We start from the raw sequence: 14635 nt of genomic DNA on the forward strand, positions 1-14635 counted from the left end.
TTTTTTAATATTTACTTTCTATAGAAGTTATTTTAGCATCTCCCCAAAGATTTTCAATGTTATAATATTCTCTAATGTGAGTTTGAAAAACATGAACAACAATGTTTACGAAGTCCATTAAAACCCATTCCGCATTTTCCATACCTTCAACATGCCATGGTTTTTCTTTAAGTTCTTTAGATACTACTTTTTGAATTGAATTTGCGATAGCTACAACTTGGGTGTTTGAGTTTCCATTACAAACAATGAAATAATCGCATACAGTATTGTCTATTTCTCTAAGATCTAAAATGTTTATATCAGCACCTTTAACATCTTCAATCCCTTTAATGATATTAGCTAATAAATCGTCGTTATTATTATTTCCCATTTAAATTTTTTAAGTTTATGCAAAGTTATCATTTTTTGTCTTTATTTTTGAACCTTAACATAAGATTAAAAATAAAACTTTACATTTTTTGTAAATGAATATTATCAAACTCAATGCCATAGCTTCAACAAACGATTTTTTAAAAGAATTGTCAGCGAAGCAAATCGTACAAAATTTAACAACTGTTGTTGCGGAAAATCAATTAAATGGAAAAGGTCAAAGAGGAACTACTTGGAACTCCGAAGATGGTAAGAACCTAACATTCAGTGTTTTTTTAAACGGAAATACTATAAATACTACATCACTTTATTTAATAAATATAATTGTACCCATTAGTATTCAAGAAGTTTTAAAACGATATAATTTTAACACTATTGCAATTAAATGGCCAAACGACATTTTGTCAGGCAACAAAAAAATTGGCGGAATTTTAATTGAAAATGCAATAAAGTCAGACGGAACTGTGCAAACAATTATCGGAGTAGGGCTTAATGTGAATCAATTCTATTTTGAAAATCTACCTCAAGCAGCTTCTTTGGCTATGATAATGAATAGAGAATTTGATAAAGAAATACTATTAAAAAACATTCTAGATCAATTGATGATTAATTTGAATAGAATAGGAGATGCGTCTTATTTTTGGGAGAAATATAATGATTTACTCTTTAAAAAAGATATTCCGATGGTTTTTTCAAATGCTTTGAATGAAAAATTTATGGGAATTATAAAAGGGGTTTCTGAAAACGGTAAGTTGCTGTTGCTCTTAGAGGATGATGCAATAAAAGAATACGATATTAAAGAGATAAAAATGCATTATTAATTTACAAATCTTAAAACTTAATAAAGACTTGTTAAACTTAACTAAAAAGTTTTTGTTTTTAAGTACTTTTGCAATCATTAAATTTACTTGGTCTAAAATGGATAAAAAAATATTTTCGTTCTTATTTTCAACTCGATTAATGGCAGTTTTGTTTATTGTTATGATAATTTCAATGGCTGCTGGAACTTTTATTGAAGATGCTTACAATACAGATACTGCTCGTATTATTGTTTATAATGCTTGGTGGTTTGAGGTTATAATGGTCTTTTTTGTTATAAATTTTATTGGTAATATAAAGCGTTATCAGTTGTATAAAAGAGAAAAATGGGCTACACTTTTAATTCATTTATCGTTTATATTTATCATTTTGGGTGCTTTTGTTACTAGGTATATTAGTTATGAAGGTATGATGTTAATTAGAGAAGGTGAGACGGAAAACCATATGTATTCTGATAAAACCTATGTTTCTGGTTTTGTTGATGGTGAATATAAAGGAGAAATGCGACGTAGGTCTTTTGAAAAAAGTAGATATTTTGCTCCAGAAATCGAAGACGCGTGGTTTTTAAAGCCTTTTTTCTCTAATGATTTTACAATTAAAGGAGATTTTAATTCAATTCCTTATGTTATTGAATATGACGATTTTTTAATGAATGTAACGGAAACGATTGAAGCTGATCCAAATGGTGTTCAGTATTTCAAAATGGTTGAATCTGGAGATGGTTCTAGACATGAACACTTTTTAAAAGAAGGAGAAGTTCAAAGTATACATAATGTTTTATATGCATTTAATAAGTTTACACAAGGGGCAATAAATATTTCAAACGAAAAAGGTGAGTTATCTATTCAGACGCCATTTGAAGGTAATTATATGAGAATGGCTGATAAATTGCAAGGTAAAGTTGCAAAAGATTCTGTTCAGCCTTTGCAAATGCGTTCATTGTATAATCTTGCGGGTACTCAATTTGTGTTTCCTGACGCCCCAATTAAGGGGAAAAAAGCATATAAATCAAATAGAGATTATACCGACAAACAAACTGACGATGCTGTTTCTGTAACTATTAGATGTCAGGGTAAAGAAGAGAAATTACTATTAGTGGGTTCGAAAGGAAAACAAGGTGTGCCACAAAATATAAAAGTTGGTGATTTAGATTTTACTTTGTTTTTTGGAAGTAAGGTGTATGAAATGCCTTTTAAAATAAAGTTAGAGGATTTTATTGCGGATAAATATCCAGGAACAGAAAAAAGTTATTCTGCTTTTAAAAGTAAAATTGAAGTTCAAGATGCTGAAATGAATAAAACATTTAGGGATAGTGTTTTTATGAATAATATTTTAGATTATAGAGGTTTTCGTTTTTTTCAAGCTGGTTTTGATCCTGATGAAAAAGGAACACATTTATCTGTAAATCACGATCAATGGGGAACATGGATTACTTATTTTGGATACTTTTTATTGTATTTTGCATTAATGGCTATTTTATTTGATAAGAATACTCGTTTTGGAGATTTGAAGAGAAAAATTGACAAGGTTAATGAGAAGAAAAAAATGATGACTACTGTTTTATTGCTTTTCTTTTCTGTATTAGGTTTTTCGCAAGAACATAAGCATCAAGAGTCAGATTCAAAAAAAGTACTAGAACATATTCAGAAATATAAAGTTTCAGAAGAACATGCAGCAGAGTTTGGTAAAGTAGTGATTCAAGATCAGAGTGGTAGGATGAAGCCTATTAATACTTTTTCTTCAGAGTTGTTGCGAAAAGTTTCAAAAAAAGATACCTATGAAGGATTGAATTCTGATCAGGCATTTATTTCAATGACTCAATTTCCTCAATATTGGTATAACGTGCCAATTATTTATTTGAATACAAAGAATGATAGTATTCGTAAGATTGCTGGGATTGATTCGTCTGTAAAATATGCTCCATTAATAAGTTTCTTTGATGAGGAAGGTGGTTATAAGTTGGCTCCTTATTTGGAAGGGGCTTATTCGGCTGCAGTTCCAAATAGTTTTCAAAAAGATTTTATAGAAACAGATAAAAAAATTAACTTATTATATGATGCTTTAAGTGGTCAAATAATGAGGGTGTATCCTATACCTAAAGATAAAAATAATAAATGGGTTTCATATTTAGAAATAAGTGAAACTACAGGTACTGCGTTGGATTCTATAAAAACAGTATTACCTTTCTATTTGGATGCAGTTTCAAAGGCTTCTCAGAATAATGATTACAAACTAGCAAGTTCGCTTTTGGTAGGACTAAAGAATTATCAAAAAAAATATGGACAGAAAGTAATGTTATCTGATGAGAAAATTAATTCTGAAATTTTATATAATAAATATGATGTTTTTAAGCGTTTGTATTATTTATATATGCTGGCAGGAGTTTTTATGCTTGCATTTGTTCTTTTTAAAATGTTTTCAGAAGCTAAGTGGGTTAGGTATACTGTTAATTTTTTCCATGGTTTAGTAATTTTATTTTTTGCAATTCATACTTTGGGATTGATAGCTAGATGGTATATTTCAGGGCATGCCCCTTGGAGTAATGCTTATGAAAGCATGATTTATGTTGCTTGGGCAACCATGTTTTTTGGTGTTGCTTTCGGTAGAAAGTCGCAACTTACTTTAGCAGCAACAACTTTTGTAGGAGCTATGATTTTAATGGTGGCTCATATGAATTGGATGGATCCTGAAATAGGTAATTTACAGCCTGTTTTAAACTCTTATTGGTTAATGATACATGTTGCGGTTATTGTAGCTAGTTATGGTCCGTTTACATTAGCTATGGTGTTAGGTTTAGTTGCTCTATTCTTAATGATTTTTACAAATAGTAATAATGTTAAGAAAATGAAGTTGGCTATTGATGAGTTGAGCTATATTAATGAAATGTCTGTAACAGTAGGTTTAGTAATGTTGACTATTGGTAACTTCTTAGGAGGTCAATGGGCGAATGAAAGTTGGGGACGTTATTGGGGATGGGATCCAAAAGAGACATGGGCATTAATAAGTATTTTTGTTTATGCTTTTGTGATTCATGCTAGGTTGGTTCCTGGTCTACGTAGTAAGTGGGTTTATAATTTCATGAGTGTTTTAGCATTTGCATCTGTTGTAATGACTTATGTTGGTGTAAACTTTCATTTAAGCGGTTTGCATTCATATGCGTCAGGTGAGAAACAAAATGTAGTATATTATTTGTATATCTTCTTTGGAGTAGTTGTAGTTGGTATTTTGGCATATTTGAAATTTAGAAAGTATTATAAAAAATAATATAGTATTGACATAAAGGAAAAGACTATTCTAAGTAAAGAATAGTCTTTTTTTTTTGCTGATTATTGTAAAAAAGTACAGCTTTTCAATTTTACTTTAATTGAAGCTCATTGCTGTTTACTACCAGTAGAAATTTGAATTTACTGTAAAATAAAAGGATTTTTTTTTCTTAACACAAAAAATTAAAGTATCGTTACGTTTCTATTTTACATTGAAATAAAGAAGGAGGAATAAGGATGTTTTTATTTGTAAGGCTAGGTAATTAAAATACTTATGTGTTCTGATGAAATGTAGTGGGAATGAAAAAAGGTTCAGTTAATTAAAACTGAACCTTTTTTATGATATTATAAGAAGCTTTTATTCGCTTCTTCTTGAACGCTTTGCTTTTTCAAAGAATTTTGGACCATCACTAGATGATGATGAACTTCTAGAGTTTCTGTCAGTACTTCTGTCTCCACTTCTAAAATTTCTATCTCCACCACCGCTACGTCTGTCTCCACTGCTGTTGCTGTTTCTTCTATCTCCGCCACCGCTTCTTCCGCCGCTACGTCTGTCTCCACCGCCACTGTTTCTTCCACTGCTACGTCTATCTCCACCGCCGCCACGACCATTGTGATCTCTTCTTCCGCTGCTTCCGCCATCGTTTTTAGAAATCTCTACATTAATCTTTCTGCCTTCATGGTTGTATGCGTTTAGAACTTCCATTACTTTAGGAGCAAGTCCTGCGTCAGTATTAAAGAAAGAAAAACCTTCTTTAACATCTACTTTGAATACGTCATCACGACCTAAGTCTAATGTGTCTTTTAAGAAGTCTTTTAACGACATCCAATCAAAATTATCTCTTGATCCAATGTTGATAAAGAAACGAACAGCTCCATCTGTAGGAATTGTTCCTGATTCTCTTCTTGTTCCTCCGTCTGAAGATAAATCTCTTGATTTTTTATAGTAATTGATGAATCTATTGAATTCAACCGATACCATTTTCTTGATTAAGTCTTCTTTAGGTAAATCTTTTAATACTTCATAGATTGCTGGTAAGTAAGTATCAATTTCATGATCTACTTCAACATCTTTGATTTTATTTGCTAAGTGAAATAATTGAATTTCGCAGATTTCAATTCCAGAAGGTATTGGTTTTTCTTCAAATTTCATTTTTATGATACGCTCAATTGATGAAATCTTACGTAATTCACTTTTTGTGATAATTACTAATGAAGTACCTGATTTTCCAGCACGACCAGTACGACCTGAACGGTGCGTGTAAGTCTCAACTTCATCTGGAAGTTGGTAGTTAATTACGTGTGTAATATCATCAACGTCAATTCCACGAGCAGCAACATCAGTTGCAACTAACATTTGAATTTGTCTTCCACGGAATGATTTCATTACTCCATCACGTTGTGATTGAGATAAATCTCCATGTAATGCAGCAGCGCTGTAACCATCTTCGATTAGTTTTTCAGCAACAGCTTGAGTATCACGTTTTGTTCTACAAAAAATTACAGAAAAAATATCTGGATTAGCATCAGCTAAACGCTTAAGTGCAGGGTAACGATCACGAGCACTCACTAAGTAAAACTCATGAGATACATTTTCATTACCAGCATTTTTATGTCCAACTGTAATTTCAAGAGGGCTTCTCATGAATTCTTTTGCAATACGAGCAACTTCTTGCGGCATTGTTGCAGAGAATAACCATGTACTCTTTTCTTTAGGTGTGTCAGATAAGATAGCAGTAATGTCTTCATAGAATCCCATGTTTAACATTTCATCTGCCTCATCTAAGACACAATAATTAAGATTTTTAATGTTAACCATGTTTCGGTTAATCATGTCTTGCATTCTTCCAGGAGTTGCAACAATAATTTGTGCACCTCTTCTTATTTGGCTAGCTTGTTCTGTGATACTCGCTCCACCATAGATGGCAACAGTATTTAAACCTTTAATGTACTTAGAGTATAGTTTGATTTCATTTGTAATTTGAAGACATAACTCTCTTGTAGGCGATAAAATTAATGCTTGAGTTTCTTTGTTTTCAGCATTAATTTTTTGGATAAGTGGAAACCCAAACGCTGCAGTCTTACCAGTTCCGGTTTGAGCTAACGCTACAATGTCTGTGTCTTTTTCCAATAATAGGGGAATCGCTTTTTCTTGTACTTCCGATGGACTTTCAAATCCAAGGTCTTTGATCGCGAGCAGTAGCGATTCGTTTAGACCTAATTGTTCAAATTTATTCATGTATGTATTTAAAATTGGGTGCAAAAGTACTGTTTATTAATGAGATATGCTAATTTTTTTTAACTTGTTCAATATCAGAATCTTGATTTGTGAAATAAATGTAAAAAAACTCTGTAGTTTTATGATTGTAAGCCTTATTTTTGCAGAAAATGGATTATTATGTTTCAACTTTTGGATTTTATTGGAACTTTTGTGTTTGCGGTTTCAGGTGTTTTAACAGGTTTGAATAAAAAATTAGATTTATTTGGAGTTTTTATTATTGCTTTTGTGACTGCTTTAGGTGGGGGTACATTAAGAGATGTTTTGATTGGAAGAACTCCTGTGGGTTGGATGTTGGATTTGCAATATGTTTATTTGATTGTTATAGGTTTTGTAGTAGCTATTGTTTTTCGAAAAAAGCTGGATAAACTAAGGGTGTCTATGTTTCTTTTTGATACAATTGGCTTAGGTATTTTTACGTTAATAGGTCTCGAAAAGGGAATTGAAAAAGGATTGCATCCTATTGTTTGTATTGCGTTAGGTGCTATGACAGCTACTTTTGGTGGTGTCATTCGAGATATTTTGTGTAATGAAATACCAGTAGTTTTCAGAAGAGAAATTTATGCTACTGTTTGTATTTTGGGTGGTGTTTTGTTTTTTGTTTTACAAAATTGTAATGTAAGTAACGATTTTATATATCTAACAACTACTGTTTTTATGATCGTATTGCGACTTTTGGCTGTAAAATATAAGTGGTATTTACCGACTTTGTATTATAAAGGATAGTTTAAAATAAATGTGATTAATTCTTTAGTAGCTTTTCCTCTATGGCTTAATAGTGCTTTTTCTTTTTGTTCAATTTCTGCAAATGTTTTATTATTTCCTTTAGGAAGGAATATTGGGTCATATCCAAAGCCTTTATTTCCTTTCTTTTCGTTGGTAATGGTTCCGTTTGCTATTCCTGTAAATGAATATTGTTTTCCATTTAGGTTTAATGTGATAACGGTTTTGAAATTAGCATTTCTGTTTTCTTTGTCTTTTAATTCAGTTAACAACTTATTCATGTTGTCTTCTGAGTTTTTTTGATCTCCAGCATACCTAGCTGAATAAACGCCAGGTGCTCCATTTAAAGCATCTACTTCAAGTCCTGTGTCGTCTGCAAAGCAATCGTAACCAAATTTTTCACTAACATAGTTTGCTTTTAAAATTGCGTTACCTTCAATCGTATCTGCTGTTTCTGGAATGTCATCATAGCATCCAATTTCTTCAAGGCTTAAAATTTGGATTTCTTTTGGCAGCATTTGCTGAATTTCAGCGATTTTGTTTTTATTATTGGATGCAAAAACTAACTTCATAATTGTTTAAAATTTAATTTTCTCTTTTGTGTTTCCATCTTTTATGAGTCCAAAGGTAGAATTCTGGAGCTTCATGAATCTGTTCTTCTACTTTTTTCATGAATGCTTCCGATATTTCAAAATTTGGTATTGATTTAGCATTGTCGGTCATTAATTCCATTGAAGCTTCATAGTAGCCTCTCTTTATTTTTTTAGTTTTTAAGAACATGACTGTTAAGTCTAGTCTTTTGGCTAATAATTCGGCACCAACGTGTATTGGTGTTTCGATTCCCATAAACTTCGCCCAGTGCGCTTTTGAAGATGATTTTGGGGATTGGTCACTTGCGAAGCCATAGATGCTTAATATCCCGTTTTTATGATTGCTTTCTATTGTTGAAATGGTTTCTTTAGTTGTGATTAGTTTTGCTTCGAATTTTGATCGTATATCGTGAACAAGTTTGTCAAAGTATTTATTTGAAATCTTCTTATAGATACCAATTCCTTTAAAGGTGATGTAGTAATTCATTGAAACTACCCATTCATAACTAGCGTAATGTGCACATAATAAAGCAATGCTTTTTCCTTTTTTTTCGGTTTCTAAATAAAGATCCATGTTTTTAAATTTGAATCTCTTTTGAATTTCTTTTTTAGAAATAGTCATTGTTTTGATCATTTCTAAAAACATATCACACATGTGTGAATAGAATTTTTTCTCAATGATTTTTCTTTCTTCATTGCTTAGGTGTGGTAGAGCCATAGCTAAGTTTCCTCGTACAACCTTTGTTCTGTATCCGATAACTCTGTAGACTAAAAAGCATACAAAATCTGAAAAAATATAAAGCAAAGGGAATGGTAGAATTGAAATTAAGAATAGAATAGGGTAGAGAAGAATATATACTATTAACTGCATTGTTGTTTTTTTTTACAAATATACTTTTTTAAAATAATAAGGAAATAGGTAAACTATTATTAAATTTACAAAAAAAAATATTTTATGGATTTACTTTTAATAGTAATTATAGCTGTAACAGTTTTGGTAAGTTATAAAGGGTTTAATGATTTTAATTTCTTTAGAAAATATGAATTTCATATTGGAAGTATTAGAAGTGGTGAGCAGATTAGAATGATAACATCTGGTTTTCTTCATGGTGATATGATGCATTTAGCGTTTAATATGATCACATTTTATTTTTTTGCACCCTATGTTTTGGGAAATTTGGGTCGCATTTATTTCTTGTATGTGTATTTTGGAAGTCTAATTGCTGGTAGTTTATTAACGCTTTATATGCACAAGAATGACTATTCGTATAGGGCTATTGGAGCATCGGGAGCGGTTACAGGTGTAATTTATAGTGCGATTTTACTAGATCCGAATATTACTTTAGGGTTGTATTTTGTTATACCAATTCCTGGTTATTTATTTGGTATTGGTTATTTGTTATACTCTATTTATGGGATGAAAGCAAAAAGAGATAATATTGGTCATACGGCTCATTTTGGTGGTGCTATTGGTGGGTATTTGATTACAATTATGAAAGAGCCTTCGTTGTTGCAAACCAATACTCGAATGGTTGTTTTGTTGTTAATACCTATGGTAGTATTATTTTATATGCACAAAACAAATAAATTATAATTTGGCATGAGAATTGATTAGTATAAACAGAAATAAAAATAAAAAAAACATGAAAAAAGTAATTTTAGTATTAACATTTGTAACTACAATAATGCAAGCACAAGAAAGTAAGTTGGTTCCACAAATTTCGGTTTCGGGAGAAGGGAAGGTAAAGGTAGTACCAGATCAAGCAATAATTACAGTAGGGGTAGAGAATAAAGGGAAAGATGCTACAGAGGTGAAAAGGAAAAACGATGAAACGGTGGATTTGGTAATTAAAACAATAAAAAAGTTAGGAATTCCTGCTTCAGATTTTCAAACACAAAGAGTTTCGTTGTATAAAAATTTTGATTACGAAACGAAAAAAGAGCATTATGTTGCAAGCCAGACAATAAAGATTGAATTGAAAGATTTGTCAAAATATGATGCTGTAATGGTAGATTTGTTAGGAAGTGGTATTAATCAAATTCAAGGAGTGGAGTTTAAATCTTCTAAAATGGCTCAATATGAAAGCGATGCTAGAAAGAAAGCGGTATTAGACGCAAAAAAGAAAGCAGAAGATTATGCTGCTGTATTGAATCAGAAAGTGGGTAAGGCAATTATGATTTCAGATAACACACAAGCAGCTTTTCCTCAGCCAATGTATAGAAATGTAATGGTGAAAGAAATGGCAATGGATGGAGAGAATGAAACCTTAGCTATTGGAGAGATTGAGATAGATGCTAATGTGACTATTAGTTTTTTATTGGACTAAGTTTAGGAAAACATTGAACAAAAAAAAACACTTAAGAAATCTTAAGTGTTTTTTTGTTTCGTGGGGAGAGCAGGATTCGAACCTGCGAAGTTTTCACAGCAGATTTACAGTCTGCCCTCGTTGGCCGCTTGAGTATCTCCCCGACGCCATATTTGTTTCAGTAAAGCGATGCAAATATAGGATGCTTTTTGAAATAAACAAATGTTTTTTTGATTATTTTTTAAAGTATTTTGTAAGTAATTGTGAATGAAAAGTATAAAAAAAAATTCCAATGGAAGTTTTTTTAAAATCATTGTTTTTTTGATGAATTATTACTTTAAAAGCTCTCTTACTTTTGCTACTAATTCTTCTCCACGAAGGTCTTTTGCAATAATATTTCCTTTTTCATCTAAAATATAGGTAGCAGGAATTGATTTAATAGAATATAATTCAGCAATTGGATCTTGCCAAAATTTTAAATTTGAAACATGTGTCCAAGTTAACTCATCTTTAGCGATAGCTTCTTTCCATTTTAAAGCATCACGATCTAAAGAAACCCCGATTATATTTAAACCTTTTGAATGATACTCATTGTACATGGCAACAACATTTGGGTTTTCTGCTCTACATGGTCCACACCAAGAAGCCCAAAAATCGATAATTGTAATTTTTCCTAACGATTCTTTTAAAGAAATCATTTTTCCATCGGGAGAAGGTCCAGAAAAATCAGGAGCTTTTTTACCAATACTTAAATTGCCCATAGATTTTAATGTTTTCTCTATATTTTTAGCATATTTGGTTTCTAAAGATTCTTTTCCAAGTTTGTTATAGAACTCTTGTGTTTCTTCTGTTGTTATTGACTGATTAAGCATTAGATTTTCGAGTATTAGAACTGAAATGAAAGCTTTAGGGTTGTTTTTGATGAAATTTGTTGATACACCTTTCATTTCGTCTTGAAGTGCTGTAAAGCTCTTCATAATGCTGTTAATAGTCGCAGTGTCTTTAGTTTGTTGCGCTGTTTGCATTTTGCTCATGTTTTCTTGCTGAAAACTTAACATTTTTTTGTTTACAATTCCTATTTTGTCACTGAATTCTTGAAACTTATCATTGTTTTGTGTTCCGCTAATTCTTGATTTATTCAAACTGTCTTTATCGAATGTAATAGCTATTTTTCCTTTCTCTAATATAAAAGGTAATCCTGCTTTTTCTTTTTCAAGTTTAATAAAAGCAATGTCTGAGTTTTCAATATTACCTTTGAATTCAAATTTTCCATTTTTAATAACTGTACTGTCTTTTAAAATTGGAGTATTGTCTTTAACTTCTTCAATAAAAATTTTAGAATTATTTACTGATGAATTAATTGTACCAGAAATAGTAAACTCTTTTTGTGCATTTGCATAAAATACACAAAAAAATAAAATTAGTGTAAAGTGTGTGTGTTTCATTTTTTAAAAATATAAAAAAAATCTCCATTTTGGAGATTTTTATAACTAATATTGTTTTGAGATTATTCTCCTAAAAGTTCTTTTACTTTAGCTTTCAAATCGTCACCTCTTAAGTCTCTAGCAACAATGTTTCCTTTTTCATCTAATATAAATGTAGCAGGAATTGATTTAACATTGTATTGTTCTGCGATAGGATCTTGCCAAAATTTCAAGTTAGAAACATGGTTCCAAATTAAACCATCTTTAGCAATAGCTTCTTTCCATTTTGCAGCATCTTTGTCTAAAGAAACACCAATAATATTTAAGCCTTTTTCATGAAATTCATTGTATAAAGCAACAACATTTGGATTTTCTACTCTACATGGTCCACACCAAGAAGCCCAAAAGTCAATAATAGTAACTTTACCCATTGATTCTTTTAAACTAATTGTTTTTCCTTCTGGTGATGGTGCAGAAAAATCAGGAGCAACTTTTCCAACTTCAACACTAGTAGCGGCATTAGCAATTTTTAAAATGTTTTTACCACTTTTAGTTTCGTTATATTTTCCTTTAGATTTTTCTAATTGAACTTTAGCTTCTTCAGGAGTCATAATTTGATTTAACAAAAGGTTTTCTGTTAATAAAATACTAATGAAAGAATCTGGATTATTTTTTAAAAATTCTAATGGCACCGTTTTAGATATTTCGTCTTGCAATGCTTTGAAATCTTCTTGAATTTTCATTACAGTAGCAGTATCTTTCGATTGCTGAGCTGTTTGCATTTTAATCATGTTATCAACTTGAAACTTTTGCATTTTTTTGTTTACAGCAAAAGACTTTTGATTAAACTCTTGAAATTTATCATTATTAGGAGTTCCTCCAATTGTAGATTTGTTTAAACTATCTTTATCAAAAACAACATTTATTTTTCCTTCTTCAAGTACAAAAGGTAGCATTTGGTTGTCATCTCCAATTTTAAGAAATGCAATATCTAAATCTTTAACTTCTCCAGCTTGACCTTTAAACTCAAACTTTCCGTCTTTAATAACAGCAGTGTCTTTAGTAATAGGTTCTCCTTCTGAGCGTAACTCAATAAAAATTTTCGTTCCTTTCTCTACTACACCTGTTACAGATCCGTTAATAGTGTATTGGTTTTCTAAAGCTTTTTCGCATGATATAAAAGCGAAAGTTGCAGCTAGTAATACTAAAATTTTCTTCATTTATTATTATATAGTTTTGTTTGACAGCAAATGTATTTATTTTTAACGCTAATATTAAAATTTTTCAGCTAATTTTTTCATAAAAAAAGAGTCAAGTTATTTTCTTGACTCTTTGTTCTTTACTGATTTTATTTCAATGTTGATGGACAGACATTTTCGATTAATGGTATTGCGGTGTTCTTTATTCCAGACATTCCTTTTTCTACATTAATCATGTTATGATATCCTCTCGATTTCATAATTGAAGACCAAATTACAGAACGATAACCACCAGCACAATGAATATAGAAATTTTCTTCTTTTGGAATCTCTGTTAAGTGGTCATTTAGAAAATCTAATGGAATATTTTTGGCTTTGTTTATTCGTATTGAAGTGTATTCAGCTGGTCTTCGGCAATCTATAACCGCTGTGTTCTCATAATTTTTCTCAAATTCTTCAGGAGAAACAGATGTAATACTGTCAATTTCTTTATTATCCTTTATCCATGCTTCAATTCCACCGTTAAGAAATCCAAGTGTATTGTCGAAACCTACTCTTGATAAGCGCATCACAGTTTCTTCTTCTTTTCCTTCTGGAGTAATTAATAAAATAGGTTGCTTAACGTCTCTAATTAAAGCACCAACCCAAGGGGCAAATTGACCATGAAGTCCAATAAAAATGGAATTAGGAATATGAGCTTTAACAAAGTCTGCCTCATTACGAACATCTAAAATGACTGCTTCAGTTTTGTTAGCTATTATTTCAAATTCTTTTGGAGATAGTGGCTTGTTCGCTTTTTCCTTGATAGTATCTAAACTTTCATATCCTTGAATATTCATTAATACATTTTGAGGAAAATAGGCAGGTGGAGGAGTTAGACCGTCAAGTAATTCTTTTTTAAATTCTTCAACTGTCATGTCTGCTCTTAAAGCATAATTTGTTTTTTTCTGATTCCCTAAGGTATCAGTTGTTTCTTTGCTCATGTTTTTTCCACAAGCGCTTCCAGCTCCATGATTTGGGTAAACAATTAAATCATCAGCCAAAGGCATTATTTTATTTCGTAAAGAATGAAATAAATATTCTGCTAATTTTTCTTGTGTTAAATCTGCTATTAATTCTTGTGCTAAATCAGGACGCCCAACATCGCCAATAAATAAGGTGTCACCAGTAATTATTCCGTGTTGTTTTCCGTTCTCATCTAATAGTAAGTAGCAAGTACTCTCAAGTGTGTGTCCAGGAGTGTGAATTGCTTTTATTGTATAATTTCCAATTTTAAACTCTTGATTGTCTTCTGCAATAATTGCTTCAAAATCAGGATTGGCAGTTGGACCAAATACTATGTTGGCATCTGTTTTTTTAGCTAAATCCAAATGTCCAGAGACAAAATCAGCATGAAAATGTGTTTCAAAAATGTATTTTATTTTTGCGTTGTCTTTTGCAGCTCTGTTTATATAAGGTTCAACTTCTCTAAGTGGATCGAATATAGCAGCTTCACCGTTGTTTTTAATATAATAGGCAGCGTGTGCAATGCAACCTGTATAAATTTGTTCTATTTTCATCTGTGCTTTATTTATTAGTTTTAGAAATAACTATTATAATAATAGTTATGTGTAAATTGAATTTCTGAGAACAAAACTACGAATAAATAATTCTTAAAGAAGTAA

The 14635-nt window shown here is 31.0% G+C and carries 12 protein-coding genes and 1 tRNA gene; 5 read left to right on the top strand and 8 right to left on the bottom strand.

Annotated elements, in window-relative coordinates:
* Positions 1 to 4 precede the first annotated feature (4 nt).
* Positions 5 to 370 carry a ribosome silencing factor gene (gene rsfS, locus L2Z92_RS13890; RefSeq protein WP_236454569.1) on the bottom strand — a complete coding sequence of 122 codons (366 nt, stop codon included), beginning with the start codon at positions 368 to 370 and terminating at the stop codon, positions 5 to 7.
* A gap of 94 nt (positions 371 to 464) precedes the next feature.
* Between rsfS and L2Z92_RS13895 the strand changes: the two genes are divergently transcribed.
* Positions 465 to 1190 (top strand): biotin--[acetyl-CoA-carboxylase] ligase, encoded by a 726-nt coding sequence (locus tag L2Z92_RS13895; protein ID WP_236454572.1) that lies wholly within the window; start codon positions 465 to 467, stop codon positions 1188 to 1190.
* A gap of 97 nt (positions 1191 to 1287) precedes the next feature.
* Complete coding sequence (gene ccsA / locus L2Z92_RS13900) at positions 1288 to 4452, top strand: cytochrome c biogenesis protein CcsA (protein WP_236454588.1); 3165 nt, start codon at positions 1288 to 1290, stop codon at positions 4450 to 4452.
* Between the two features lie 357 nt (positions 4453 to 4809).
* Here ccsA and L2Z92_RS13905 read toward each other — a convergent pair whose 3' ends face one another.
* Entirely contained in the window at positions 4810 to 6690 is a 1881-nt protein-coding gene (locus L2Z92_RS13905; protein ID WP_236454590.1) for a DEAD/DEAH box helicase, read from the bottom strand.
* A gap of 159 nt (positions 6691 to 6849) precedes the next feature.
* On the opposite strand from L2Z92_RS13905, the gene L2Z92_RS13910 reads away from it, so the two are divergent.
* Positions 6850 to 7455 (top strand): trimeric intracellular cation channel family protein, encoded by a 606-nt coding sequence (locus L2Z92_RS13910; RefSeq protein WP_236454592.1) that lies wholly within the window; start codon positions 6850 to 6852, stop codon positions 7453 to 7455.
* On the opposite strand, the gene L2Z92_RS13915 is transcribed toward L2Z92_RS13910, so the two are convergent.
* Positions 7443 to 8024: a non-canonical purine NTP diphosphatase gene (locus L2Z92_RS13915; protein ID WP_236454596.1), complete on the bottom strand. Its 582-nt coding sequence runs from the start codon at positions 8022 to 8024 to the stop codon at positions 7443 to 7445. The two genes, L2Z92_RS13910 and L2Z92_RS13915, sit on opposite strands and share 13 nt — an antisense overlap.
* Before the next feature lie 13 nt (positions 8025 to 8037).
* Complete coding sequence (locus L2Z92_RS13920; RefSeq protein WP_236454599.1) at positions 8038 to 8913, bottom strand: lysophospholipid acyltransferase family protein; 876 nt, start codon at positions 8911 to 8913, stop codon at positions 8038 to 8040.
* 84 nt (positions 8914 to 8997) lie between these two features.
* Between L2Z92_RS13920 and L2Z92_RS13925 the strand changes: the two genes are divergently transcribed.
* Entirely contained in the window at positions 8998 to 9636 is a 639-nt protein-coding gene (locus tag L2Z92_RS13925; RefSeq protein WP_236454602.1) for a rhomboid family intramembrane serine protease, read from the top strand.
* Between the two features lie 49 nt (positions 9637 to 9685).
* Positions 9686 to 10369, top strand: coding sequence for an SIMPL domain-containing protein (locus L2Z92_RS13930; protein WP_236454603.1), 684 nt, complete (start codon positions 9686 to 9688; stop codon positions 10367 to 10369).
* 61 nt (positions 10370 to 10430) lie between these two features.
* On the opposite strand, the gene L2Z92_RS13935 is transcribed toward L2Z92_RS13930, so the two are convergent.
* The 4 genes from L2Z92_RS13935 to L2Z92_RS13950 form a co-directional block, all read right to left on the bottom strand.
* A tRNA-Tyr gene (locus tag L2Z92_RS13935) sits at positions 10431 to 10511 on the bottom strand.
* A gap of 169 nt (positions 10512 to 10680) precedes the next feature.
* Entirely contained in the window at positions 10681 to 11793 is a 1113-nt protein-coding gene (locus L2Z92_RS13940; protein WP_236454606.1) for a TlpA disulfide reductase family protein, read from the bottom strand.
* 62 nt (positions 11794 to 11855) lie between these two features.
* On the bottom strand, positions 11856 to 12992 hold the full coding sequence (locus L2Z92_RS13945) for a TlpA disulfide reductase family protein (protein ID WP_236454609.1): 1137 nt from the start codon (positions 12990 to 12992) through the stop codon (positions 11856 to 11858).
* A 128-nt stretch (positions 12993 to 13120) separates the two neighbouring features.
* Entirely contained in the window at positions 13121 to 14530 is a 1410-nt protein-coding gene (locus tag L2Z92_RS13950) for an MBL fold metallo-hydrolase (protein WP_236454613.1), read from the bottom strand.
* Between the last annotated feature and the right edge of the window lie 105 nt (positions 14531 to 14635).

Origin of the sequence: Flavobacterium jumunjinense, from assembly GCF_021650975.2 — a bacterium.
Lineage (GTDB): Bacteria > Bacteroidota > Bacteroidia > Flavobacteriales > Flavobacteriaceae > Flavobacterium > Flavobacterium jumunjinense.